The organism is Methyloferula stellata AR4, from assembly GCF_000385335.1.
Lineage (GTDB): Bacteria > Pseudomonadota > Alphaproteobacteria > Rhizobiales > Beijerinckiaceae > Methyloferula > Methyloferula stellata.
Genome location: NZ_ARWA01000001.1, coordinates 1,143,058 through 1,168,935, shown reverse-complemented (window position 1 = coordinate 1,168,935; position 25,878 = coordinate 1,143,058). Strand labels below are relative to the sequence as shown.

18 protein-coding genes and 1 pseudogene are annotated in these 25,878 nt (G+C 60.5%); 8 read left to right on the top strand and 11 right to left on the bottom strand.

The window, feature by feature from the left end:
* The first annotated feature begins 188 nt into the window (after window positions 1-188).
* On the top strand, window positions 189-659 hold the full coding sequence (locus tag A3OQ_RS24295) for a hypothetical protein (RefSeq protein ID WP_152428328.1): 471 nt from the start codon (window positions 189-191) through the stop codon (window positions 657-659).
* Window positions 660-951: 292 nt separating this feature from the next.
* Here A3OQ_RS24295 and A3OQ_RS0105700 read toward each other — a convergent pair whose 3' ends face one another.
* From A3OQ_RS0105700 to A3OQ_RS0105690, 3 genes are all read right to left on the bottom strand, one after another.
* The gene (locus A3OQ_RS0105700) at window positions 952-1,545 is read right to left on the bottom strand and encodes a TetR/AcrR family transcriptional regulator (RefSeq protein ID WP_020174407.1); all 594 of its coding nucleotides are present in this window, start codon (window positions 1,543-1,545) and stop codon (window positions 952-954) included.
* 6 nt (window positions 1,546-1,551) lie between these two features.
* The gene (locus A3OQ_RS0105695; RefSeq protein ID WP_020174406.1) at window positions 1,552-4,686 is read right to left on the bottom strand and encodes an efflux RND transporter permease subunit; all 3,135 of its coding nucleotides are present in this window, start codon (window positions 4,684-4,686) and stop codon (window positions 1,552-1,554) included.
* A gap of 83 nt (window positions 4,687-4,769) precedes the next feature.
* Window positions 4,770-5,876, bottom strand: coding sequence for an efflux RND transporter periplasmic adaptor subunit (locus tag A3OQ_RS0105690; protein WP_020174405.1), 1,107 nt, complete (start codon window positions 5,874-5,876; stop codon window positions 4,770-4,772).
* A gap of 321 nt (window positions 5,877-6,197) precedes the next feature.
* On the opposite strand from A3OQ_RS0105690, the gene leuB reads away from it, so the two are divergent.
* Window positions 6,198-7,304, top strand: coding sequence for a 3-isopropylmalate dehydrogenase (gene leuB, locus A3OQ_RS0105685; RefSeq protein WP_020174404.1), 1,107 nt, complete (start codon window positions 6,198-6,200; stop codon window positions 7,302-7,304).
* 237 nt (window positions 7,305-7,541) lie between these two features.
* Entirely contained in the window at window positions 7,542-8,297 is a 756-nt protein-coding gene (locus tag A3OQ_RS0105680) for a TonB-dependent receptor plug domain-containing protein (protein WP_020174403.1), read from the top strand.
* 211 nt (window positions 8,298-8,508) lie between these two features.
* On the opposite strand, the gene A3OQ_RS0105675 is transcribed toward A3OQ_RS0105680, so the two are convergent.
* The 3 genes from A3OQ_RS0105675 to A3OQ_RS23395 all read right to left on the bottom strand — a co-directional run bounded on the left by A3OQ_RS0105675 (window position 8,509) and on the right by A3OQ_RS23395 (window position 10,405).
* Window positions 8,509-8,940, bottom strand: a complete 432-nt coding sequence (locus tag A3OQ_RS0105675) for a DUF3597 domain-containing protein (protein WP_020174402.1) — start codon at window positions 8,938-8,940, stop codon at window positions 8,509-8,511.
* A 166-nt stretch (window positions 8,941-9,106) separates the two neighbouring features.
* On the bottom strand, window positions 9,107-9,496 hold the full coding sequence (locus A3OQ_RS0105670; RefSeq protein ID WP_020174401.1) for a hypothetical protein: 390 nt from the start codon (window positions 9,494-9,496) through the stop codon (window positions 9,107-9,109).
* Between the two features lie 81 nt (window positions 9,497-9,577).
* Entirely contained in the window at window positions 9,578-10,405 is an 828-nt protein-coding gene (locus tag A3OQ_RS23395) for a hypothetical protein (RefSeq protein WP_152428327.1), read from the bottom strand.
* A gap of 300 nt (window positions 10,406-10,705) precedes the next feature.
* On the opposite strand from A3OQ_RS23395, the gene A3OQ_RS0105660 reads away from it, so the two are divergent.
* Entirely contained in the window at window positions 10,706-11,740 is a 1,035-nt protein-coding gene (locus A3OQ_RS0105660) for an aspartate-semialdehyde dehydrogenase (protein WP_020174399.1), read from the top strand.
* Between the two features lie 85 nt (window positions 11,741-11,825).
* Here the strand turns inward: A3OQ_RS0105660 and A3OQ_RS0105655 are convergent, their stop codons facing one another.
* Together A3OQ_RS0105655 and A3OQ_RS21430 are read right to left on the bottom strand one after the other, a co-directional pair.
* The gene (locus A3OQ_RS0105655; RefSeq protein WP_020174398.1) at window positions 11,826-12,602 is read right to left on the bottom strand and encodes a carbonic anhydrase; all 777 of its coding nucleotides are present in this window, start codon (window positions 12,600-12,602) and stop codon (window positions 11,826-11,828) included.
* Window positions 12,599-13,345, bottom strand: a pseudogene (locus tag A3OQ_RS21430) (DUF429 domain-containing protein). The gene A3OQ_RS0105655 and the pseudogene A3OQ_RS21430 overlap by 4 nt, the downstream one beginning before the upstream one ends.
* Window positions 13,346-13,542: 197 nt before the next feature.
* Here A3OQ_RS21430 and A3OQ_RS0105645 point away from each other — a divergent pair.
* The 4 genes from A3OQ_RS0105645 to A3OQ_RS0105635 all read left to right on the top strand — a co-directional run bounded on the left by A3OQ_RS0105645 (window position 13,543) and on the right by A3OQ_RS0105635 (window position 17,799).
* Entirely contained in the window at window positions 13,543-14,421 is an 879-nt protein-coding gene (locus tag A3OQ_RS0105645; protein ID WP_020174395.1) for an HpcH/HpaI aldolase/citrate lyase family protein, read from the top strand.
* 34 nt (window positions 14,422-14,455) lie between these two features.
* Complete coding sequence (locus A3OQ_RS24640) at window positions 14,456-14,629, top strand: hypothetical protein (RefSeq protein WP_161607306.1); 174 nt, start codon at window positions 14,456-14,458, stop codon at window positions 14,627-14,629.
* A 58-nt stretch (window positions 14,630-14,687) separates the two neighbouring features.
* Window positions 14,688-16,001: a COG4223 family protein gene (locus A3OQ_RS0105640; protein ID WP_020174394.1), complete on the top strand. Its 1,314-nt coding sequence runs from the start codon at window positions 14,688-14,690 to the stop codon at window positions 15,999-16,001.
* A gap of 211 nt (window positions 16,002-16,212) precedes the next feature.
* Window positions 16,213-17,799 (top strand): heme biosynthesis protein HemY, encoded by a 1,587-nt coding sequence (locus A3OQ_RS0105635; RefSeq protein ID WP_020174393.1) that lies wholly within the window; start codon window positions 16,213-16,215, stop codon window positions 17,797-17,799.
* A gap of 90 nt (window positions 17,800-17,889) precedes the next feature.
* Here A3OQ_RS0105635 and A3OQ_RS0105630 read toward each other — a convergent pair whose 3' ends face one another.
* The 3 genes from A3OQ_RS0105630 to A3OQ_RS0105620 are packed head-to-tail and all read right to left on the bottom strand — an operon-like array spanning window position 17,890 to window position 25,706.
* Window positions 17,890-21,216, bottom strand: a complete 3,327-nt coding sequence (locus A3OQ_RS0105630; protein ID WP_020174392.1) for an efflux RND transporter permease subunit — start codon at window positions 21,214-21,216, stop codon at window positions 17,890-17,892.
* On the bottom strand, window positions 21,213-24,335 hold the full coding sequence (locus A3OQ_RS0105625) for an MdtB/MuxB family multidrug efflux RND transporter permease subunit (protein ID WP_020174391.1): 3,123 nt from the start codon (window positions 24,333-24,335) through the stop codon (window positions 21,213-21,215). Before A3OQ_RS0105625 ends, A3OQ_RS0105630 begins: the two co-directional genes overlap by 4 nt.
* 27 nt (window positions 24,336-24,362) lie before the next feature.
* Window positions 24,363-25,706 carry an MdtA/MuxA family multidrug efflux RND transporter periplasmic adaptor subunit gene (locus A3OQ_RS0105620; RefSeq protein WP_152428326.1) on the bottom strand — a complete coding sequence of 448 codons (1,344 nt, stop codon included), beginning with the start codon at window positions 25,704-25,706 and terminating at the stop codon, window positions 24,363-24,365.
* Between the last annotated feature and the right edge of the window lie 172 nt (window positions 25,707-25,878).

The window sequence follows — 25,878 nt, the reverse complement described above, 5'->3', positions numbered from 1 at the left end:
GGCGGTCTTTGAACACCGCGATCAATGGTGAAACAGCGCCGCGTTGTCAGCCGCCGGCGTTCATCTTAAGCAATTCGGATAGACCGCTGTTCACCTTACTGCCGGAAAAGCTGGGCAGACCGGTGCGCCGCGCTAAATTCAGGTCAGCGGGTCGCGGCATTTTCCGGAGGCACGTGAAGGGGCGTCGCATGTCAAAAGCCCTGGTTCTTCTTATTTGTCTGGCATCGATCCCGGCCTTCGCAGCGGACGCCGAGGTCAAGCCCATTGCGCAGGACGAATGCGCGGCACTTGCCAAGGCTGTCAGCGCCGCCATCGGCCTGCCGCTTAAGACGAAGGTCGCTGCACCGAAACTTCCCGATGGGCTGCATGGGAGCGCCTGCCTCCTATCCGGCAAGGCGCGTGGCTTGACGATCGGTTTCGTCGCCGCTCAGGACAAGATCGAGAACAGCCTCGCGGGTTGGAAGCACTTGCCGGAGCAGGATGCTGACGGGCCGTACAGCACCGTCAAGGGATTTGCGAAAGACGCAGAACGGTTTTTCTACAGTCTTGAGTCCGAGCCGGTACGTGGCGCCTGTTCCGACAACAAACCGATCGGCGATTGCAAGGCGCCGCCGCGGCAATGGATCTGGACGCTGGAAGCAAGCGCATTCGTCCAATAGGCAGAGCGTCGCTGCTATGCCTGCGCGTCCGGTGGCGGCATATCGGATTTCGCCATTCATCCGATGGCGGAGATTTTCGGCGAGACGGATGCGCTTTTGTCAATGATCGCTTCGCGACCGCCGAAGGCGGCGAGCCAAAGGCTCGTCATTGACCAGAGCGATCCGCTCGCCATGCTTGCCGCCAAGAGATGAATAGCGGTCTTTGAACTGCGCGGGTTCGGCGCGAAGCTTTAATACCGCCTTCAGCGCTTGGATGGCCGGGTCAAGCCCGGCCATGACGTCCGGAGGAGTATTATTTGGCCAGAGCTCTCAGGCAAAAATCGACCATCTCATCAAGGCTCGGCGAAGGCACATCCGCGCATTCGACCATCAGGCGCGGATGGCAGTAGCGGATTGTCGCGGTATGGACGAGTTTGGCCGCCGTCTCGATATCGCAGGGTTCGAACTCGCCCTTTGCGACGCCGTCAGCGATGATCTTGCCGTAGATCGCGCCCATATGTTCTATATGGCCGACAATGATCGGCCAATTGTCGCTCAATGCGACGGCGACCATTTCATGCAGCTTGCGATCGCCGATATAGCGTTCCCCGCTCATCTGGTTGACGGTGTGGACAAGCTTGCGCAACCGGTCGGACGCACTGGTCTTTTCGGCCGCGATCTCTTCGGCGGCCTGCTCGACCTCGCCCATCAAGAGCCGGCAGACCGCTTCGTTGATCTCGGATTTGGCGCCGAAGAAGCGATAGACATTGGCCGACGACATGCCAAGCTCGCGCGCAATATCGGCGACGGTCGTCTTTTGAAAGCCGAGCTGCCGGAAAAGGCGTTCGGCTGTCTCGACGATGCGCTGGCGCGTATCTTTCTCTTTGGCTTCGGCGGCGACGTTCATGGGACCTTATTTCATGGAAAGGGCCGGGAGGCCGGGAATGGCCTCGCCGGTTCGATGTGAGGGTTCGGTGTCCTGCGCTGCCGGCTGAGAACCGAGGCTCTTGCGAAACCACAACGAATAGAGCGCCGGCAGGAAGAGCAGCGTCAGGAATGTCGCGACGAAGAGCCCGCCCATGATCACCGTCGCCATGGGACCCCAGAAGGCCGAATGCGACAGAGGAATCATGGCGAGGATGGCCGCCAATGCCGTCAGCACGACGGGCCGCGCGCGTCTGACCGTCGCCTCGACGATCGCCTCGCCGCGCGGCAGTCCGCGCTTCACGTCGTCCTCGATCTGATCGACCAAAATCACCGTATTGCGCATGATCATGCCGGCGAGCGCGATGAGACCGAGCAGCGCCACGAAACCGAAGGGCCGATGCGCGAGATTGAGCCCGAGCGATGCGCCGATCAGCCCCAAAGGTGCCGTGAGAAACACCAGGGCCAAGCGCGGAAAGCTTTGCAATTGCAGCATTAGAATCGTCAGCATGGCAACGAGCATATAGGGAAAGACAGCGAAGAGCGACGCATTGGCCTTGGCGGACTCCTCTATAGCGCCGCCGATCTCGATTCTATAGCCGGGCGCAAGCTCGGCGCGGATCTTCACCAGGGCCGGCCAGATTTCATTTGTAACATCGGGCGCTTGGACGCCGTCGACGACATCGGAGCGCACGGTAATCGCCATATCGCGGCTGCGGCGCCAGAGAATCGGCTCCTCGTGGCCGTAGACGATCTTCGCCACCTGCGCGAGCGGAACCGGAACACCATTGCGTGAGGTGATCGCGAGATCGCCTATATGGCCGAGATCGGCACGTTCCGACTTGATCGCCCGCGCCACCACATCGACCTTCTCGATGCCCTCGCGGACCGTGGTCACGGTGACGCCCGATAACAGCATCTGAAGCGTGTTGGCGACGTCTTGCGGATTGAGACCAAGCGCGCGCGCACGATCCTGATCGAGCACCAGGCGCACCGATGGTTCTTGTTCGTTCCAATCGAGCTGCGGCTCGACCACCTTCGGATTGGCGCGCATGACGTCGCGCACTTGATAGGCAACACCGCGGACGGTGTTCGGATCTGGGCCGATGACGCGAAACTGCACCGGGAAACCGACAGGCGGCCCGAAGTTGAAACGATCGACGCGCACGCGTGCCGCATTGAGCGCGCCCGCAGCCGCTGCGGCTTCGAGTTTCGTCTTGAGACGTTCACGCGCCTCTATATCGCGGGCGACGATGACGATCTCCGCATAAGATTCATCGGGAAGCTGCGGGTTCAGCCCCAGCCAGAAACGTGGCGAGCCCTGACCGACATAGGCCGTGTAAGTTTCGATATCGGGATCGTCGGCTATGAGCTTTTCGGCCTCTTTCGTGATGCCGAGGGTTGTGCCAATCGCCGTGCCTTCCGGCAGACGTAATTGCAGGAAGAGCTCGGGCCGTTCCGACAAAGGGAAAAACTGCTGCTGGACATGGCCAAAGCCCACGACCGCGAGCGCGAAAATCCCGCCAGTCGCCGCGACGACGATCATGCGTTGTTTGATGCACCAGCGCACCAATGAGCGCAGCCCGCGATACATCCGCGTGTCATAGATGGCGTCCGGATCGCGATGCCCGTGCTTTGCGAAATCGGGAAGAAGCTTCACGCCGAGATAAGGCGTGAAGACGACCGCGACGATCCAGGAAGCGAGAAGCGCGATCATCACGACCCAGAAAATGCCGCCGGCATATTCCCCGGTCGAGGAGGCCGCGAAGCCGACGGGGAGGAAGCCCGCCGCCGTCACAAGCGTGCCGGTCAGCATGGGGAAAGCGGTCGAGTCCCAGGCGAAAGTCGCAGCCTTCAGGCGATCGACGCCCTGCTCCATTTTGACGACCATCATTTCGACGGCGATGATCGCGTCGTCGACGAGCAGCCCGAGCGCGATAATCAACGCCCCGAGTGTGATGCGATGCAGATCGAGCCCCATCGCGCTCATGATGATGAAGACGATGGCGAGCACGAGAGGCACGGAAACCGCGACCACGATGCCGGTCCGCCAGCCAAGCGAGAGGAAGCTTACGACGAGGACGATGACAAGGGCCTCGGTGAAGGAGCGGGTGAATTCGCCGATAGCGGTCTGGACCACCTTCGGCTGATCGGCGATCTGCTCGATATCGATGCCGACCGGGAGCTGCGCGGTGATCTCCGCCATCGCGCTTTTCAGCGCATCGCCCAGCGTGATGAGATTGCCGCCTTTGGCCATGACGACGCCGAGCGCAAGCGAAGGTTCACCCCTTTGCCGCAAGAGAAAGCTTGGCGGATCTTCAAACCCGTCCGTTACATTCGCTATGTCGCCGAGCCGGAAAACACGCCCATTGGCTTCAACGGGCGTCTCGGCCACGGCCGCCGCGCCGACGAGGGCGCCGGTGATGCGCATAGGCACGCGGGCGGATTGCGTCTCGACGACACCCGACGCATTGACCGCATTCTGCTTCGCAAGCGAGTCGAAGATCGATTGCGGCTGCAAATTGAGATTGGCGAGCTTGGCCTGACTGAAATCCACGAAGATTTTCTGGTCCTGGACGCCATACATATTCACCTTCACGACATCCGGCACTTTGAGAAGCCGCTGGCGCATATTCTCCGCGATCTTCTTCAATTGCGCATAATCGGTGCCCTTGCCGGATATCGTATAGAGGACGGAATCGACGTCGCCATATTCGTCGTTGACGCTCGGGCCGATGAGGCCTTGCGGAAGCGAGCCTTGCGCATCGGCCAGCTTCTTGCGCAACAGATAGAAGAGATAGGGGATCTGTGCCGGCGGCGTCGTGTCCTTGAAAAAGACCTGCATCGCGGTGAAAGACGGTTTCGAATAGGTCTGCACCCTGTCGAAAAAGGGCAGCTCCTGCGCCTTCTTCTCGATCGGATCCGCCACCTGGTTCTGCATTTCCTCGGCCGTCGCGCCGGGCCAAATGGCCGTGACGACGGCGATCTTGATCGTAAAGGACGGATCTTCCGCGCGGCCGAGCTTCATATAAGAGAAGGCGCCGCCAATCCCGAGAACGATAATCAAGAACAGCACGAGAGCTTGATGATGGACGGCCCATTCGGACAGGTTCAGCTTGCGCATGATCCACCTCTAAATATTCAAACGGAAAAACATCGCTGTCGCGCAAGCCCATTCGAAGGGCCCGCGCCTTCAGGGCTCGCGCTTTATGAACCGAGCCGGCTTACGACGCGCACCTTCTCGTGCGGGTCGAGCTTCTGAACGCCGAGCGTGACGATCGACACGCCTTCATCGACACCATCCGCCACATAGGCCCAATCGCCGTCGTAGCGCGTGACAGTGACGTGTTTCAGTTGAAGCGTTCCATCGGCCTCGACCACCCAAAGGGCTGGGCCAGCGCCTTGATTGAACAAGGCGCTGAGGGGAACTTTCGCCGCCGGCGCGCCATGAAGATCGCGCAAGGTGAGCGTCGCGCTCATACCGAGCGCCACCGCGTCATCGGCATCCGGCAATGAAAACCGCGCGGCATAGGTTCGTGTCGTCGCATCGGCAGCCGGCGCAAGCTCGCGCAAACGTGCTTGATAGCTATGGTTCGGTGCGGACCATAAAGTGACGCGTGCCTCGCCGCGACGGACCAGATCGAGCAAGGATTCCGGCGCCGCGATCACGGCTTCCTTTTCGCCGAGCTTGGCGACGCGGATAGCGGCCTGTCCGACGGCGACGACCTGGCCCGGTTCGATGAAAGTTGCCGTAACCACGCCTGCCGAATCGGCCTTTAGAATCGAATAGGCGACCGAATTGGTTGCCAGTTCCACGGCGCGCTGCGCCCGGCGGTCACGCCCGCGCGCCTCTTCGGCGGCGGAGCGCAATTTGTCGAAGGCGGCTTGCGACGTCCAGCCGGCACGGCGCAATTCCGCGCCGCGCGCTTCATCCGCAGCCGCTTGCTCAAGCGAAATTTTGGCGGCGCCGGCTTCCGCTCGTGCCTGCTCGAGCTGCAGATTCAAGTCTGTATCATCGAGCGTGCCGAGCGCCTGGCCCGGGGCGACCGTATCGCCAACGTCCACCAGCCGACGCGCGACCTTGCCCGAAACCCGAAATCCTTGATCGGTTTCGATCCGAGGCCGGACCGAGGCATCGAAGGACCGGGCCGGCGTTTCCGGCGCGTAGTGAACCTGCGTCACCAGAACCGGCCGATCGGGCTTGATCTCAGTGACATCGCTCTTGGCTTCGCCGCAGGCGGAAAGGACTAAAGCAGGAACAATAACAAGGCTAAGGCGAAAGACGATCGCAGCAAAACGAGCTCGTTGGAACATGGCGCCCTCTCCGAAGCAGCCCAGACCATAAGAGCAAAAATAACTAATGACTGATAAATGTCAATATTTATCACTTATAAAAATGACCTTTCCTTCGCTCCTTGAACGGGGCGCCAGCCCGGCGCGACAAAGGCACAATCGGGCGCCTTGCCCACCCGGGCGACGATCGCAGCTTTTCGAAAGGACATGGATCGGGAACAATGCCGCCTGCGCGCGACACCGCAAAAAAACGCGCCCCGAGGCAGGACCGCCGGGCTGGGATGCCGCCTTGCCCCCTTCCCCCCAACCTGCTTAAAAGCCCGCCAAAAGCAGGAGTAAAAATTGGCCACATATAAGCTTCTCATCCTTCCCGGCGACGGCATCGGCGTCGAAGTCATGGCGGAAGTCGAAAAGATCGCCCAATGGTTCACCAAGGAAGGCATTGCCGCGTTCGAATTCGAAAAGGGCCTTGTCGGCGGCTGCGCCTACGATGCGCATGGCAAGGCGATTTCAGATTCCGACGTGGCGCTCGCTCAGGCCGCGGACGCGGTGCTGCTCGGCGCCGTCGGCGGCCCGAAATGGGATGGTGTTCCCTATGACGTGCGCCCCGAGGCCGGCCTTTTGCGCCTGCGCAAGGACATGCAGCTTTTCGCCAATCTGCGTCCCGCCATCTGCTATCCGGCGCTCGCGGATGCCTCATCGCTCAAGCGCGAACTGGTCGACGGGCTCGACATCATGATCGTGCGCGAATTGACCGGCGGCGTCTATTTCGGCGAGCCGAAACAGATCATCGATCTCGGCAATGGCCAGAGGCGCGCCATCGATACCCAGGTCTACGACACTTACGAGATCGAGCGCATCGCCCGCGTCGCCTTCGAGCTCGCGCGCAAGCGCCGCAACAAGGTGACCTCATCCGAAAAGCATAATGTGATGAAGTCCGGCCTTCTCTGGTACGAGACCGTGATCGCGCTGCACGCGCGTGACTATAAGGATGTCGAATGCGAGCATCAGCTTGCCGACTCGCTCGGCATGCAGCTCGTGCGGCGGCCGAAGCAATTCGACGTCATCGTCACGGACAATCTCTTCGGCGACATTCTCTCGGATATCGCCTCGATGCTGACCGGTTCGCTCGGCATGCTGCCGTCGGCTTCGCTGGGCGAGGTCGATCAGAAGACCGGCCAGCGCAAGGCGCTCTACGAGCCCGTGCATGGATCGGCGCCCGATATCGCCGGCAAAGGCATCGCCAATCCGATCGCGATGATCGCATCCTTCGGCATGGCGCTACGCTATTCCTTCGGGCTCATCGAAGCTGCGGATAAGATCGAGAAAGCGATATCGAGCGTTCTCGACAAGGGTCTGCGCACCGCCGACATCAAGGGTGAGAAGGGCGACGCCGTTTCGACCTCTCAGATGGGCGATGCGATCCTCGCCGCGCTGCAAACGGCCTAATATTTAAAGCCGAATTTATGTTTTCTCACATTGTTGCGAGTCGAAGAAGCAAAACCGACTCGCAACAATAATCCGCATATAATCAATATGTTACAAATGCGCTACAATGTGTCATACGGCGCGTCATTGTTGTGTCTATATCACGATAGAAGAAGCTGATCGGTTTTCGAACAGTACACCCGATATATAAAGGTTTTTCTTTTTGGTACGGGGACCTCGAACAAGAGGTTCCCAAAAATGTCGTCCAAAATACATCATCGCGCCTTTCTCAGCCTCGGCACAGCGACCGGTTTTCTAACGGCGCTTTCATTCCCGGCGGTGGCACAACAAGCAAACGCACCTGCGCCTGCCGCCGCGGCCACATTGCCGGCCGTCAATGTGCAAGGCACGGACACAGGTCTCGCCAATGCGGCTATGGCGCCCGATCAACCGCCGCCAGTCGATCTCGGGCCGCTCGGCAAGCAGCCCGTGCTCGACACGCCGCAATCGGTCAATTTTATCCCGGATACTCTGATCCTCAATCAGCAGGTTCAGACCGTCAACGATACGCTGCGCTATTTGCCCTCGGTCGAGATCAGAGATCAGCAGGGGCTCGAAGTGTCGCGGCCGCAATCGCGCGGCTTTCAAAGCAGCATCGTGTCGAACACGCGGCTCGACGGCTTGAACGTCATCGGCACGACGGCGATCCCGGCCGAGAATCTCGCGGGCATCCAGGTGTTGAACGGGCTTGCAGGCGCGCTTTACGGACCTGAATCGCCCTCGGGCGTGTTCAATTACATTTTGAAGGAGCCGACCGACGCACCCTTCTTCCGCTATATCCAAAGCTTCGACTCGCAGAGCCTGTTCGCTGCTCATGGGGCATCGCGTGACGGCCCGCTTCCAGGTCGTCAACGTGACGAACACATTCTATTATGCGTCGATCGCCGACGGATCGAACATCGTCGGCGCCAATGGCGGCGATACCGCCTGGTTCGGCGCCCCGCGGACCTATGAGGCCAGCCTCGAGGTGAATTTCTAGAGCCTACTTTCAATTGCATCATGGCCGGGCTTGACCCGGCCATCCAGGCATCACGGAGCGTTGTGCTTGGATGCGCGGATCAAGTCCGCGCATGACGCCTTCAGACGATTCTATCCGAACGTCCACTGCTTTGGAGCGGGACGGGCAAACGGCGAGCGGCTTTCCAAAACAAAGCCCCGGATGATCTCAATGCTTGAGTTCGTCCGGCACCTTGCCGCCGTTCTCGGCGAGTTTCACCATCACCTGCTTGTGCAGCCAGATGTTCATGGCGGCTGAATCATCCGTGCTGCCCGCGTAATGCAATTCGGCGGCGAGTTCCTTGCGCGCCTCAAGGCTCGAGTCGAGGCCGAGAAGCTTCAAGAGATCGACGATCGATTTCTGCCAATCGAGTTTTTCATGATGATGCGCCGCGAGGTTCGTCAGAACGGCTTCCACGTCGACGCCGGCGATCTGCGCCGTCGCGGACGCGGCATTGATCGGCGTGGCCGCCACTTCCGGCGCGGCAGTCCCGGTGGCAGCGGAAGAAGAGGTTTCCGGCGTCACGACGGGGGGCGTAGCCGCAGCGATCTCTTGATGATGACCGAAAATCTTCGACATGATGTTTCCGAACATGCTCATGGCTTTCCCCTTTCCATTCCGATGTCCCGGCGGGACCGGCCTACACTGGCAGGAAGTTGTGACACAAAAAATGGGGAGCGCCGCACAAAAAAACCGCGTGCCCGACAGCACGCGGTTTTAGCCTTCAGCACATCCGCATACCGGCGGATGCGAAATCAACCTAATCTCAATAGGGATAAGGATAGGGGTACGCGGGAGTCCAAAATTCAAGCACGGGGCTGGGGCGGCCCGGCACTTCGAGCGGCTGGGGCAGAGCCTCGTTGCCGAATTTCGAACGGGCGAAATTCTGGTCGGGCGTCTGCGCGAAATAGGTGTTCTGCACCACGTAATTCGACTCGCTGCCTTGCGGCACGACGGGGCCCGGGTCGAGGAAGCTGCGCTTGTTTACGGTCAGCGGCGGCTGCGCGATGCCTTCGTTATTCACATAAGGCGCCGGATAGCGGGTGTAATGGCGAATCTTTTTCTTAGGGTCCTGGGCACTGGCACTGCCTGCGACCAAAACCAGGCTCGCCACGATTGTCGAACCTAAAACCAGTGAAGTCGCAAAACGGCGCATTTCGAATCCCCTAAAGCCCCCGGGCTGATAACATAATAGGCGTTATTTGGTTCAATAGCTGTGCCTTAAAAGCCGCTGCGCTCAATGTTTTGATAGTCTCAGAGGTGGCGGCGCCTCTTTTTCGTCGAGCCATGCTGCGTGGGCGGAAGCTGGGGTCAAACGGGTCCCCGCGCAGGCCGGATTGCGGCGCAATTCGGCGTCGGCGAAGAATTTCGCCAAAGCCCGGTCGTCTCCGGCGCTATGGAGATCCAAACGGTCGAAAATACATTGGAGCTCCGGGCGCGGCAGCGGCATGCCGCCGCCGCAGGCAAATCCCGTCATGCGCCAGGGCAGAGTCTTGGCGTCCATCCGGAATCCAAGACAGGGCAAGGCCGCACCTTCGGCCGATGCCAGCGAAAGGTCCGCGACCTCTACATCGCCGAACCGCGTCGCGAGAGGAACCGGCGATTGGCTTTTGGTGATGGCAAGCCCGCCATCGGCGGCGCGGCGTGCCAATTCGACGAAAAACGGCACATTTTGCGCGTCCTCATCGCCCATCCGGTAAAGAACCAGGCGAAAATAGGCGCTTCCCGACTTGAGGCTGCCGAAGGTCAGAATATCCTGACGGCCCCCGCCTGTCACATGCCGCCGTGCCTCGTAGGTTCTCGAAAGCTTCGCGACTTCAGACACTTCAAGGCCGTAAAGCTCAAACGGCCGGTTGATCTGGGTCCAGGCGGGCGCCGGAGCCGCCGCTTGTTCCACATGGGCCGATGGAAGCGGCGCGTCGGCTTCGGCCAGAAGTGCCAGACCCAACCCGCCTGCGAGCGTGGCCAGAGCCAGCCCCGCCAAATCCCAGCGAAAGCCTGCGACCCGCGCCGGCTCGGAAAAATTCAACGACCCGTAATGGGCCTTCGACGATCGAAAACGCATGATTCATCTAAAACCTGCCGCGGCAGGCCTCCCCCTTAGATAAAAATCACTATGTAGATACCGGGGTGAGTCGAGCGTTACCGGGGCCGTGCGATCTCGCTTTAGCGTCAACAGGCCCTTTAAATCGCCGGCATAAGGTTAAATTTGAGGAATAGCCGGCACGCACGGCTGATCGGCCCGAGTTCGTTGCGGGCTTAAGGCCCATAGCTTATGAGATCGGTAGTCCATCACTTTTGTTTGACGCATGACTCGTCCGAAAAGTCTGCCAACTTTCCGGGTTCATGCCTTTAGGAGATCAAAATGGGTTTTAAGGTCGCCGTCGTCGGCGCTACCGGCAATGTCGGGCGTGAAATGCTCGATATTTTGGCCGAGCGTCAATTTCCGATCGATGAGATCGTCGCGCTGGCTTCGTCGCGCTCGATCGGCACGGAAGTTTCTTTCGGCGACAAAATCCTCAAATGCAAAGTGCTCGAAAATTATGATTTCACCGGCACCGACATCTGCCTGATGTCGGCTGGCGGCGCCATCTCCAAGGAATGGTCGCCGAAGATCGGCAAGCAAGGCTGCGTCGTCATCGACAATTCCTCCACCTGGCGCATGGACCCCGATGTCCCGCTGATCGTGCCGGAGGTCAATGCCGATGCGATCGTCGGATTTTCGAAGAAGAACATCATCGCCAATCCGAATTGCTCGACGGCGCAGCTCGTCGTCGCCCTGAAGCCCTTGCATGACGTTGCCATCATCAAGCGCGTCATCGTGTCGACCTATCAATCCGTCTCCGGCGCCGGCAAGGAAGCGATGGACGAATTGTTTTCGCAGACGCGCGCGATCTTCGTCTCGGATCCGGTCGAGACCAAGAAATTTGCAAAGCGTATCGCCTTCAATGTGATCCCTGAGATCGACGTCTTCATGGAGGACGGCTACACGAAGGAAGAATGGAAGATGATGGCCGAGACGAAGAAGATGCTCGACCCCAAGATCAAGCTCACCGCGACCTGCGTGCGCGTGCCGGTCTTCGTCGGCCACGCGGAATCGGTGAATGTCGAATTCGAGAAGCCCATCTCAGCCGATGAGGCGCGCGATATTCTGCGCGAAGCGCCCGGCTGTCTCGTCATCGATAAACATGAGCCAGGCGGCTATATGACACCGCATGAGGCGGCGGGCGAGGATGCGACCTTCATCTCGCGCATACGCGAGGACGCGACGGTCGAAAACGGCCTCACCTTCTGGTGCGTCGCCGATAATCTGCGCAAGGGCGCGGCCCTGAATGCCATTCAGATCGCCGAAGTGCTGATCAACCGCAAGCTCATCCAGCCGAAGAAAAAGGCGGCGTGAGATTTTCGCCGGGCATCCAAGGCGCGTGATGCCCGGCTTCAATTCATGAAATGCTCTAATATGTGAGGATCGCGCGCTGACCGTCTCAGGCTTTCGGCTTGGCCGACAGCGCCGGATGGGTTTCCTCGGCGACCGGCAAAAACTGACCCGTCTCCTCGTTGAGCGCCAACAAAAGCCCGTCGGCTATGCCGAAATAGGCGCCATGCAACTTCAACCTGCCATCAGCCTCGCGGTCCTTGATGTATGGAAAACCGCGCAGATTCGCGAGCTGCTGGACGACCGATGCCTTTGCCAGCCTCTCGCTGTAATCGGCGAGCGGCTCGGTTTCTCTCCGCGGCCCGAGCTTCTCCGCGGCAGGTTCGATCAAACTAATCCAATGTCCGATGAAATCGCCTGGCGACAAGGGCGTATAATGCGGATCGGATTCGTGCTGAGCGAAGGCGCGCACGCCTCCGCATAGAGCATGGCCCATCACGACGATATGTTCGACGCCCAACGCCACGACGCCGAATTCAAGCGCCGCCGATGTGCCGTGCAGATCCGTATCCGGCCGATAGGGCGGGATCAGATTGGCGACATTGCGTATGACGAAAATTTCGCCGGGCTCGGCATCGAAGATGACTTCCGGCGAGACGCGCGAATCCGAACAGCCGATGAGCAGGACCTTCGGCTTTTGCCCGGTTTCGGCGAGTTTGCGAAAGCGTCCATGCTCCTGCGCGAAGCGACCATTGAGAAAGGCATCGTAGCCTTTAACCAGCCGGTTCGGCAAAAAGAGATGTCCGGGACAGCAGGCCGTCTCATATCCGGCAGCCGGGCCGTCCTCGAAGTCTTCCGTATCTTGTTTTTTCGGTTCTTGGCTCATGCCCAAATCGCTACTTTCAGTCCCATATCGTCAAGGTCTGGAGGATCCGGCAAGACCAGAGCCTCGCCGTTCAAAATCCGCGCCGCGCTCCAAACTACCGCGCAGGCATCAAGGAGATCGTCAAGCCCCGCGCCGCGGGGCGGGGTCTGGTCGACCAGCTCGGAGGTCAATCCCTGCGCGCGCAAAAGGTCTTTGCGCAGATTCATGCCGTCGGCATGACAGCGGCCAGCCTTCTTTTTCGGCTCATGAAGTGGGGCGCCATGCATCATGCGGAAAGATACTTCCGGATGAATTTCAAAGACACGCCCGGCAAGCTCACCTTCGGCCTGGAGCGCGATATCCACTTCCTGAATCCGAGGGAAGATCTAGAACGCCTGTTTCGACGGCGCCCAGGACGGAGAAGACGTATTTCGGGCAACCGCGCACGCCTGCGGATAGCCCTGCGCGAAAGCGTAGACGGCGGCGCGGGATGGAACGGGAAAGACCGAAGAACGTCTTTGTCCGACCAAGAGCCGCGCGGCGCGGTCCGGCGCGCGGCCGCCGGTCTCAACACGGTCCGGCAGGCCGATCGGCATGTCGACGCCAATCAGCGTTTGGCGCGGCAGAAGCGCGCAGGCCTCTGAAAAGCTTCTGAAAACGCCGGTTTTCGCCAAAGCTCGACGGGCCACCGGATATAAAACGGCGATCCATCCGCCCTTGCATCCGTCGAGGCCCGCGAGCCAAGCGATATCGTCATGAACCATATCCGCACCCGCTTGTTAAAATCATTGGCTCATTCCGCACGGACGGTTATTGTGCGATGCAATAAAAATGTCATTTTGGCTTCTGTCAAAGCGGCCGGAGCGGGATGCGAAAAAGTGTGAGCGGTTTTTCGCACCGATCCCTCTCTGCATTATGAGAATCGATCACGTTCATGAACGTGATCTAATGTAAGGTTCACATGACTGTTCAACCGCGCCGGAGCGTTCTCTTCATGCCGGGGTCCAATCCCCGCGCGCATGAGAAGGCCAAGACGCTCGCAGCCGATACTTTCGTCTTCGATCTGGAAGACACCGTGCGGCCGGAAGACAAGGATAAAGCCCGCGAACGTGTCGCCGCGGCGATCAAGGCCGGCGGCTTTCGCGGCCGTGAGATCGCGGTCAAGATCAATGACCGGATCACGCCCTGGGGCAAGGACGATATCGCGATGATCGCCGCCGTCGGTCCCGCCGCCGTGCTGATTCCCAAGGTCGCGACGCCGGGCGATATCATGCTCGCCGCGAAAGATCTGCGCGATGCCGGCGCGCCCGAGCATACGCGGCTCTGGGCGATGATGGATACGCCGCTCGCCGTTCTCAACGCGGATTCGATTTTGCGCACCGCCGTCGATCCCGCCGCGCGGTTCGAAGTCGCCGTCATGGGCGTCAACGAACTTGCCAAGGAAACGCGCGTGCGATTGGCGCCCGGACGCATGGGCCTGATTCCTTGGCTATCGACCTGCGTCGCCGCCGCCCGCGCCTATGGCCTCGATATTTTGGATGGCGTCTTCAACGAAATTACGAATGAGACAGGCTTCCGCGCCGAATGCGAACAGGGCCGCGAGCTTGGCATGGACGGCAAGGCGTTGATCCATCCCAATCAGATTAAGATCTGCAACGAGGTTTTTGCTCCGCCGCAGGAAGAGATCGCCTGGGCGGCCAAGATCATCCAGGCTTTCGCCGCGCCGGAAAATGCAACCAAGGGCGTGCTTTTGCTCGAAGGCCGCATGATCGAACGCTCGCATGAAGAGACCGCACAACGCACCGTCAAATTCGCAAAGGCGATCGCGGCCATGGCATGACCCCGAAAAGTTGCAGACTTTTCGGAGCAAGGTCATGCCAGTAAGAGATAGGCAATCCCGAAAAGTTGCAGACTTTTTGGGTGAGATCCCGCCAAAAGAAAAATGGCGTGACCCTGAAAAAGTCATAGACTTTATGCCGATGCGGCGCTGCGATGGGCCGGCGGCCTTGCACGAAGCGGCGAGCGGCGAAATTAACCCATGGTCATGAGGCCGTTTGCGATCATGTCCGGCTTCCGCTAAAAACAAAACGAGCGCGAGGAGGCGAAATGGCCGGGCACGACGAGACGGGTTCAGACGCCAATCGAGAGCCCGGTCCGGACTCCGTGACGCCTTTCGGCACACCATCGCCATTGCACCGCGAAAAACCCACCATCGAAGGTGAAGCGATCCACGTGCCGGAAGCGGAAGCCGAAAAGCCCGCATCGCCCGAACCGCTCGCCGAGGTGAAACTCGCCATGGAGGAACTGCTCGCTGGCGACGAACACCCGACAGATCATGAAGCTGCGGCTTCCGCCGAGGCGCATGCCGAAGCCGCCGCGTCCAACGGCGCCGTGCCGCCGCATGTTGCACCGCCGCCGCACCGCGGATTTTCCTTTTTTGCGATCATTCTCGTTGCGCTGATCGGCGCTGCGACCGGATTTGCCAGCGCCTATGTTGCGCGGCTTTTTCTCGACGACAGTCAAAAGACTTTCGCAGCGCTCGATCAACGCATCAGCGCGATGAACGCCAAGCTCGATGCGGATCAAAGGAAGATCGATACGGCAAACGCCAGCAGCCGCGATTTGGTGAGCTCGCTTGAAAAGCGCATCGGTGCGGTAGAAAAATCCGCGAGCGATGCGCTTGGCCTTGCCAAAGCCGCGCAGGCGCAAGCCCAGCAGGTGCAAAGCGCGGCTCCCTCCGATACATCGGCTCCCGCAACCGTCGATCTCGCGCCCGTGCAATCGCGCATCGATGCGCTCGAACACCGCATCGGCCAGCTTGAAGCGGCGTTGAATGCGCCAAAGAGCGCCGTGCGCGCGCCGCAGGAGCCGGAAGCCAAGCCCGATCCGCAAGCGGTCAATGCACCGGCGATTGCGATCATAGCTGAAAACCTCACGCAAAAAATCGCAAGCGGCGCGCCCTTTACAACGGAACTCGCGGCGCTCGAAAAACTCGGCGCCGACAAAGCCAAACTGGCCGTGCTGCAACCTGCCGCGGGCAAGGGCATCGTCACGACGAAGGCGCTCGCCGATCAGTTTGCCGCTTTGACGCCCGCTTTGCTCGCCACCGAAAAGCCTGCGAGCCCGCCGGACGAGAATGTTTTCGACCGGCTGATGAGCCATGCCGCGGGCCTCGTGCGCGTCCGCAAGCTCAACGACCTTTCGGGCGAAGACCTGCCGGCCCGGGTCGCGCGGGTCAAGGATGCACTTGCGCATGACGATCTGGATCGTGCGCTTCAGGAAAGGGCTACCTTTCCCGAAGCTGCGAAAACCGCATCGGCCGCTTGGGCCGAGGCAGCGAAAGCCCGCGTCGCGACGTTGGCTGCGGCCAAAGGCATTGCCGCCGATGCCATGGCCAATCTGGTCAAAGTGAAGTCTTAAGAGCATCGGACCCAAAAGTGGGAACCGGTTTTGGGGAAATCCGATGCGTCGATAAAGAGATATAGCCTGGACGATTCAAGTTGAGCGTCCAATGCAGCCCGAACACGATCCCGGAAAGGCTCGGCCTTTTCGGATAAGATGATGTGTCAAACTAAAGCCCGCCCGGCGCCACCCGGCACCGGTCAATCGGCAGAGGACAAAAACCGAAGACATGATCCGGCTTCTGATTTTCTTCTGCCTTCTGGCGCTCGCGGCTCTCGTCGTTGGTTGGTTTATCGACCAGCCAGGCGATATTGTGCTGACCTGGCAAGGCCGGTCTTATGAGACCACGGTTGGCGTCGGCGTCGGAATCATCCTCGCGATCGCGATCGTAATCTCGCTCTTGTGGGCGATCGTTCGCACCATCTTCCGCCTGCCTTCCGTCGTTGCTTTTGCCTCGCGGCAGAGAAAGCGCGGCAAAGGCTATGCGGCGCTCTCGCGCGGCATGATCGCGGCGGGCGCCGGCGATGTGCGGCTCGCGCGAAAATCCGCGACGGAAGCCGCCAAACATCTGCCTGACGAACCTCTGGCCTTGCTCTTGAAGGCGCAGGCCGCGCAGCTCGCGGGCGACCGCGCCGCCACCGATCTCGCCTTCTCCGACATGGTCGAGCACCCGGCCACGCGCCTGCTCGGATTGCGGGGCCTGCATATTGAAGCACACAGGCGCGGCGATGCTGAAGCCGCGCATCATTTCGCGCAGGAAGCGCATAAGATCGCGCCGCTCGCCTGGTCGGCCAAGGCCGTGCTCGATCATCGCGCGGCGCAAGGCGAGTGGCAAAAGGCGCTCGCCGCGCTCGAAAGCAATATAGCTGCGAAACTCATCGATAGGAAAACCGGCGAACGCCAAAAGGCGGTTCTGGAAACCGCGCTTGCGATCGAGGCCGAAGCCACGAGTCCGGACGAAGCCTTGCGGCTGTCGCGTCTCGCAGCCGGTCGCGAGCCCTCGCTGGTGCCGGCGGTCGCGCTTGCAGCGCGGCTCCTGAGCCGCAAGGGCGACATCCGCAAGGCCGCCAAACTGATCGAGACGGCTTGGGTCAAAAGCCCGCATCCCGATCTCGCCGATGTCTATCTCGATCTGCGGCCGGGCGATTCCAATGCCGACCGTCTCGCCCGCGCGCAAATGCTGATGCGCATCATGCCGAGAGAGCCCGAAAGCCGGATGGCGGTTGCCCGCGCCGCGCTCGCCGCGCGCGATTTCCGCATCGCGCGCCAAGTGATGGCGCCGCTCATCGCGGAAGGCGAGCAACCGACGGTGCGCATGTGTCTCATCATGGCCGACCTCGAAGAGGGGGAACATGGCGCCCTGGGCGATGTGCGCGCCTGGCTGGCACGGGCCTCACGCGCGCCGCGCGATGCCGTCTGGATGGCCGATGGCGTCGCGGCCGGGAGCTGGCAGCCGGCGTCTCCCGTCACCGGCAAGCTCGATGCCTTCGTCTGGCAAAGGCCGCCGGAACGCCCGGGCCTCGCCATTCCGCTGCATCCTGTCGATGAAGCGCCGGAAAGAGCGGCTCCCACGCTCGCTCTCAGCCATGCGGAGCCCGAGACGGCTGTCATCGAAGCGCCGGAAGCGTCCGCGGCCGAGGCCGCCTTCGACGCGGCGGAGGTGGTGACCGCGGAGCCGGCGCGGCCGGCAGATGGCAAAGCCAATCTGAAACCGGTGATTTTTCCTCAACCCGCGCTGCCGGACGACCCCGGATCTCCCGAGGCCATCGATCCGACAGAGCCTTTGGCCCCCGCTCCGGACGGCAGGAAGAAATAAGCTTAAGCCGCTGGCCAAGCTGCCTGGACAGGAAGGATCACATAGACTCGCCGAGCGGCGATCCCTTCGAGTGCTTGAAAGCCCGTTGCTTTAGCCGACATCCGGTGCGGCCAAAGGCGGATGCGCCAAGGGCTGGCGTCCGCGCCTGAACCATTCCTGCAGATTGTCGAGCAGGAGATAGAGCACGGGCGTCGTATAGAGCGTCAGCATCTGGCTGAGGATCAGGCCACCGACGATCGATATGCCGAGCGGCCGGCGAATTTCGCCGCCTTCGCCGAAGCTCAGCGCCAGCGGGATCGCGCCGAGGATCGCGGCGGCCGTGGTCATCATGATCGGACGAAAGCGCAAGATACAGGCCTGGAAGATCGCGTCATGCGCATTCATCCCTTGCAGCCGCCGTGCTTCCAGGGCGAAATCGATCATCATGATCGCGTTTTTCTTCACGATGCCGATCAGGAGAATGACGCCGATCAGCGCGATGATGCTGAAATCGGTCTTGAACGCCATCAAGGCCAAAAGCGCGCCGACGCCAGCAGACGGCAGCGTGGACAGGATCGTGATCGGATGAATATAGCTCTCGTAGAGAATGCCGAGAACGATATAGACCGCCGCCAATGCCGCCGCGATCAGAAGCGGCTCGTTCGACAGCGATTGTTCGAACATCTGCGCTGTGCCCTGCAAACTGCCATGGATCGAGGCCGGCATGCGGATCTCATCGACCACCCTTTGGATCTCCGCAGACGCATCGCTCAGCGAGGCGCCGGGCGCTACGTTGAAGGAGAGCGTCGTCGCGACGAAGAGACCCTGATGGTTGACACCAAGCGGCGTGTTGCCCGGCGCGAAATGCGCGATGGCCGACAGCGGAACCATGGTTTCCTGATTGGTGCTCACGGCGGCCCCGGCCGAGGCGCTTCCCTTACCCGTATTGGCGAGCGCGTTGGTCGCGGCATTGCGGGCCGTATTGATGGTCGTTGCCGTCGAGGATGAGGGACTTGGCGTTATGGTTGGTGCGGGCGCGCCGGAGCCCGTCGGCGCCGCGGTCGTGGCGACCGTTCCGGACGGGAGGGCGCTCGTCTGCGAGCCAGCCGGATTGCCGCCGGCCGTCGAGATATAAATCTCCTTCAGCGTTTCCGGGCTCTGCCAATAGCGCGGCGCGACTTCCATGATCACGTGATATTGGTTGACGGCGCTATAGATCGTCGAGACCTGTCTTTGGCCGAACGCGTCATAAAGCGTGTTGTCGATCTGGCTCGGCGTGATGCCCAGCCGCGAGGCCATGTCGCGATCGATAGTCACCTCGGTCTCAAGCCCCTTTTGCTGCTGGTCCGAACTGACATCGGTCAGGATCTTGCTCTTCTGCAGCGCCTCCAGCAGTTTCGGCCCCCAAGTGTAAAGCTCCTCCGTGCTGTCGCCTTGCAACGTATATTGAAATTGCGCATTGCCCTGCCTGGCGCCGACATTGATGTCCTGCACGGATTGAAGATAGAGCCGCGCGCCGGGGATCGCCGCCAATTGATGACGCAGGCGCCCGACAATCTCATCCGCCGTGCTCTTGCGTTCCGATAAAGGCTTGAGCGCGATATAGACCGAAGCCGTATTGACGCCCGAGCGGCCGCCGCCGCTGCCGGCGCCGGTAAAACCGACGACGCTTTGCACCGCACGGTCGGCCTGAACGATCGACATCAGTTGCGCCATTTTCTTCTGCATGGATTGGAAGGATATGCTCTGGTCGGCCTGGATCGAACCGACAAGCCGGCCCGTGTCCTGCTGCGGAAAAAAGCCCTTCGGTATGGTGATGAAGAGATAGACGGTCGACACCATCGCGCCGGCCAGCATCAGCATGATGAAGGCGCGATGATCGAGCGCCCAGGCAAGACTCCTTTCATAGCCAAGCAGCACGAAGCGAAAGGGGTTTCGGCGCTCCGGCCGGTTTCGGTCGCGCGGCTTGAGCAGCAACGAGCAGAGCATCGGTGTCGTCGTCAAAGATATCAGTAGCGACACGAGGATCGCCATCGACAAAGTCACGGCGAATTCGCGGAACAGACGCCCGAGCAGACCGCCCATCAGCAAGATCGGCGTGAAGACCGCGATGAGCGAAATGCTGATCGAAAGCACGGTAAACCCGACTTCGCGCGCACCGCGAAGCGCCGCCTCATAGCGCGGGATTCCGGCCTCGATATAGCGCGAGATATTTTCCAAAACGACAATCGCGTCATCGACCACGAAGCCCGTCGCGATGGTCAGCGCCATCAAGGAGAGATTGTCCAGGCTATAGCCCAAAAGATACATCGCGCCGAATGTGCCGATGATCGAGACCGGCACCGCGACGGCCGGGATGATCGCCGCACGGGCATTGCCGAGAAACAGAAAGACGATGAAAGTCACCAGCAAGACGGCGATCACCAAAGTGCGCTCGGTATCGGCCAGCGACGCACGGATGGTCAGACTGCGGTCGGAGGCGAAGGTGACCTGAACGTCGCTTGGCATGGCGGCCTGCAATGCAGGCAGCACGGATTTGATCTTATCGACGGTCTCGATGATATTGGCGCCCGGCTGCCGGAACAAAACGACCAGAACCGAGGGCTGCCCATTAGCTAGTCCCTCGTTGCGGAGATCTTCGACCGAATCGACGATCTCGCCGAGGTCGGACAGATGGATCGCATTGCCATTGCGATAGCCGACGATCAGCGGCTGATAATCCGCGGCATGTGTCGCCTGGTCGTTCGTGTAGATCTGATAATGGAAGCCTGAATCCTCGATCGCCCCTTTCGGGCTGTTCGCATTCGCCGACGCCAATGCCGCGCGGACATCTTCAAGCCCTACGCCATATTTGAAAAGCGCCGTCGGGTTCAATTCGACGCGCACCGCCGGCAATGCCGCGCCGCCGATGAGCACCTGCCCGATGCCGTCGAGCTGCGACAGCCGCTGCTGCATGACATTGGCGGCCGCGTCGTAGATCTGGCCGCGCGTCAAGGTTTTGGAGGTCAGGGCCAGGATCAGGATCGGCGCGTCGGCCGGATTGATCTTGCGGTAGGTCGGATTGGTTTTCAAAGCCGCCGGCAAGTCGGCCCGCGCCGCATTGATCGCCGCCTGCACGTCACGCGCGGCGCCGTCAATGTCGCGACTGAGGCCGAATTGCAAATTGATCCGGGTCTGGCCGAGACCGCTCGTAGACGACATCTCGGTCACATCGGCGATCTGGCCGAGCCGCCGCTCGAGCGGGCTCGCAACGCTCGTCGCGACCGTATCGGGGCTCGCACCCGGTAGTGAGGCCTGCACGGAAATCGCCGGAAAATCCACCTGCGGCAAAGGCGAGACCGGCAGTTTCAAGAAGGCCAAAGTGCCGGCAATCGCGATCCCGATCGTGATCAGGGTCGTGGCGACGGGCCGTGCGATGAAAGGTGCCGAAAGGTTCATTCGCCCGGTTCCGGCACAGGCAGTGGACCAGACGGGCGCGACCCGCGCGACAGCCGTTGCGCAAGGCGATCGAAGTAAAGATAGATGACCGGCGTCGAGAACAGAGTAAGGACCTGGCTGAAGGCAAGGCCGCCGACAATGGCGACGCCAAGAGGGTGCCGCAGCTCCGAGCCCGTGCCGGTGCCGAGCATCAAGGGCAGCGCGCCGAGAATCGCCGCCATGGTCGTCATCAGGATCGGGCGGAAACGTAACAGGCAGGCCTGATAGATCGCGTCACGCGGCGCGAGGCCGTCGTTGCGTTCGGCATCAAGCGCGAAATCGATCATCATGATCGCGTTTTTCTTGACGATGCCGATCAGCAAAATAATGCCGATGATCGCGATCACGTCGAGCTCTTCACCGGCGAGCATCAGGGACAGGAGCGCGCCGACGCCGGCCGAAGGCAGAGTGGACAGGATCGTGATCGGATGAATGAAGCTCTCGTAGAGAACCCCGAGGATAATATACATCGTCACGATCGCAGCGACGATCAGCATGACTTCATTGCTGAGCGAAGCGCTGAAGGCAGCCGCGCTGCCCTGCATCAATGAGACGAAACTATCCGGCAGGCCTATGTCTTTTTCAGCCTGTTGAATGGCCGCCACCGCGGAACCGAGAGAAGCGTCCGGCGCGACATCGAAGGAAATATTGGTCGCCGGGAACTGCCCGAAATGCGTAATCAGCAACGGGCCCGAGCGTTGTTCGACATGCACGATCGCCGATAGCGGCACCTGTCCGTTCGTCGTCGACGACGAGGACGGCAGATAGAATGTATTGAGCGATTCGAGCGCGTGCTGCAGATCGGGCGTCACTTCCATGATCACGCGATACTGATTGGACTGGGTGTAGATCGTCGAAACGATACGCTGGCCGAAGGCATCGTAGAGAATATTGTCGACGGTCGCAGGCGTGATGCCGAAACGGCTCGCGGTCTGACGATCGATCACCAAGTCGATCGCTCGTCCCTGGCTTGCCATGTCGCTTGCGACATTGGTGAGTTGGGGCAAGGTCTGAAGTTTCTGAACGAGCTTCGGCACCCAGCTCTGCATTTCGCTGCCGTTCGCATTTTCAAGGACGAAATGATACTGCGCCCGGCTGATGTTCGAATCGATCGTCAGATCCTGCACGGGCTGCATGAAGAGGTGAATGTCTTTGACGTCGGCGGTTTCCTTCTGCAGCCGCCGGACGACCTCGCTGACCGTATGCAGCCGGGCGTCGCGCGGCTTGAGGCTGATGAGGAACCGGCCGCTGTTCAGCGTCATATTGGTGCCATCGACGCCGATGAACGAACTCAAGCTTTCGACGTCCGGGTCCTTGAGGATCACATCGGCAAGCGCACGCTGCTTGTCCGCCATGGCCGCATAGGAAATGCTTTCATTGGCTTGTGAGATCGCCTGAATCATGCCGGTGTCCTGCACCGGGAAAAAGCCCTTCGGGATGACGATATAAAGCAAGACGGTGACGACAAGCGTCGCAATCGCGATCAAAAGCGTCAACGGCTGATGCTCCAGCACCACGGTCAACGCCCGCCCATATTGGCGGATGATCCAGTTGAACGCATGATCCGCGGCAAGGTCGAGCCGGTTGCGCTCGGATTCCGGCCGATGATGAAGCAGCTTGGCGCAGAGCATGGGCACGAGCGTGAGCGACACGATGGCCGAGATCACGATCGTCGCGGCGAGCGTGATTGCGAATTCATGGAAGAGACGCCCGACGACATCGCCCATGAAGAGCAAGGGGATCAGCACCGCGATGAGCGAAACGGTCAGCGATATGATCGTAAAGCCGATCTGCGCCGAACCGCGCAGCGCCGCCTGCAGCGGCTCTTCGCCCTCCTCGACATAACGGGCAATGTTCTCGATCATGACGATGGCGTCGTCGACGACGAAGCCCGTCGATATGGTCAAGGCCATCAGCGACAGATTGTCGAGACTGAAGCCCATCAGAAACATCACGATCAGCGTGCCAACCAAAGACAGCGGCACCGACAGGCTCGGGATGATCGTCGCCGGCAAATTACGCAGGAAAATGAAGATGACGAGAACGACGAGCGCGATCGCGAGGCCAAGCTCGAATTCGACGTCCTCGACGGAGGCCCGGATCGTATTCGTCCGGTCGCTCAGGACCTCGATCTCGACCGCCGCCGGCAGGCTCGCCTCGATCTGCGGGAGCAGTTTCTTGATCCCGTCCACGACCTGGATGACATTGGCGCCGGGCTGGCGCTGAACATTGAGGATGATGGCCGGCGTCTTATTCGCCCAAGCGGCGATCTTGGTGTTTTCCGGTCCGTGGATCGTGGTCGCCACATCCGACAGGCGCACCGGATTGCCGTTGCGATAGGCGATGATGACCTTGTCAAATTGCTCGGCCGAAGTGATCTGGTCGTTGGCATTGATCGTCGAGGACTGCGTCGCGCCGTCGAAATTGCCCTTGGGCGTATTCACATTGACATTGCCGATCGTCGTGCGGACATCGTCGATGTTCAGGCCATAGGCGGCGAGAGCGCGCGGATTGAACTGGATGCGGATGGCCGGCCGGTTGCCGCCGCTGATGCTCACCAGTCCCACGCCCGGCTGCTGCGAAATCTTCTGCGCGATGCGCGTTTCAGCCAGATCTTCAAGCGTGATCAGCGGCAGGGTCTTGGAGGTGATTGCGAGCGCCATGATCGGCGCATCGGCCGGATTGACCTTGGCATAGATCGGCGGCGTCGGCAGATCGCTCGGCAGAAGATTATTGCCCGCATTGATCGCGGCCTGCACCTCCTGCTCGGCGACATCGAGGCTGAGATTGAGGCTGAATTGGAGCGTGATGACGGAAGCGCCGGCCGAACTGGCCGAGGTCATTTGATTGAGGCCCGGCATTTCGCCGAGCTGGCGTTCCAAGGGCGCCGTCACGGATGAGGTCATGACCTCCGGACTGGCGCCGGGATAAAAGGTCTGAACCTGAATGGTCGGATAATCCACTTCCGGCAAAGCCGAGAGCGGCAGAAATTTATAAGCGAAGGCACCGGCAAGCAGGATCGCGATCATCAAAAGCGATGTCGCGACCGGACGAAGGATAAAGATCTCAGACGGATTCATGCAGCCGCCTCAGTTCGGGTTCCCGCCTCATTGGGCGTTTCGTCGATGCGAGCCATTGCCTGGAGTCTTCGGAGCCGCAGGAGCCGCCGGCGCTGCCTTGTCCGGTCCATCGGCGGGAATCGTCACATGGGTGCCGTCGGCGAGCCGGTCGGTTCCATCGATGACGACGCGGTCGCCAGGGTTCAAACCTGAATCGATCTCGACCATTCCCTTATCGGTCGCGCCGACCTTCACCGGTCGAACCGAAACCGTATTGTCCTGATTGACAATATAGACATAGCTGCCCGGCGCGCCTTGCTGGATCGCGGCGGAGGGCGCCGTGACGACGTCGTGCAGCGTCTTGACCAGGACGCGCACATTGACGAATTGGTTCGGAAAGAGAGCCTCGTCGGTGTTTGGAAATTCGGCGCGGAATTTTACCATTCCCGTTGTCGTGTCGATCTGATTGTCGATCGTCGAGATCTTTCCTGTGGCGAGCTCCTTGACATTGGCCCGGTCGAAGGCCCGCGCGCTGAGTTCGGTGCTGCCTTTCATCTGCGCGACGATCTCCGGAATATCGTCTTCCGCGAGTGAGAAAATGACGGAAATAGGCTGCAGTTGCGTGAGAACGGCAAGGCCGGTCGTATCGCTCGTCTGAACGTAATTGCCGGCATCGACGAGTCGCAGACCGACCCGTCCGGTCACCGGCGAGACGATGTGGCAGTAGACGAGGTTCAACTTCTGTGTGGCGATCTGCGCCTGGTCGGAGATCACCGAGCCTTCGTTTTGTTTCACGATGAAGGCTTGGTCCTCGGCCTGCTGGCGGGCGATCGAATTCTGCTGGACTAGCGTCTGATAGCGGGTGAGATCGGTCCGGGCCTGGTCGAGGAGACCTTGGTCATGCGCCAATTGTCCCTCGGCCTGCTGTTCGGCCAATTGATAGGGCCGCGGGTCGATCTGGGCGAGAAAATCCCCCTTATTGACTCTTTGGCCTTCGGTGAAGGCGACTTCGGTCAATTGCCCGTTGATCTGGGTTCTGACCGTCACAGTCGCAAGCGGCGTGACCGTTCCGAGTCCATTGAAGATAATCCGGATGTCGCCCTTGGCGATCGTTGCGACGCCGACGGACTGCGGCGCGCCGGCAGCGGCGCCCCGATTGCCATGTGCCGGCGTGGGCTGAGGACTTGGGGCGGCCACGCGATAGACGGCATAACCAAGACCGGCAAGGATGATAAGGCCAAGCACAAAGCCGACGGGCGACCGTTTCCTTTTCACCGGCGACGGTTTTACAGGCGGCGGCGCATAGGGGCGGCCCTGCGGCGCTTGCGGCTCCGCGGGTACTTTCGGCTGATAAGTCTTGCCGACTTTTTCATCCATCTTTTTTTCATCCATCCGGTCTTGTCCGAGCGATGCAACCGTGCCGGCAGAGAAGCCACCGCTCACAAGCAACGGTTAAGACAAGTAACTATTACCCGTTATTATACGCAGCACGCCGCTGTTCCACCCGCTCGCCGTTCCTTCGGCGGCCTAGCCTGCCGCTTTCACGAAAGCCTGTATCGAAAAT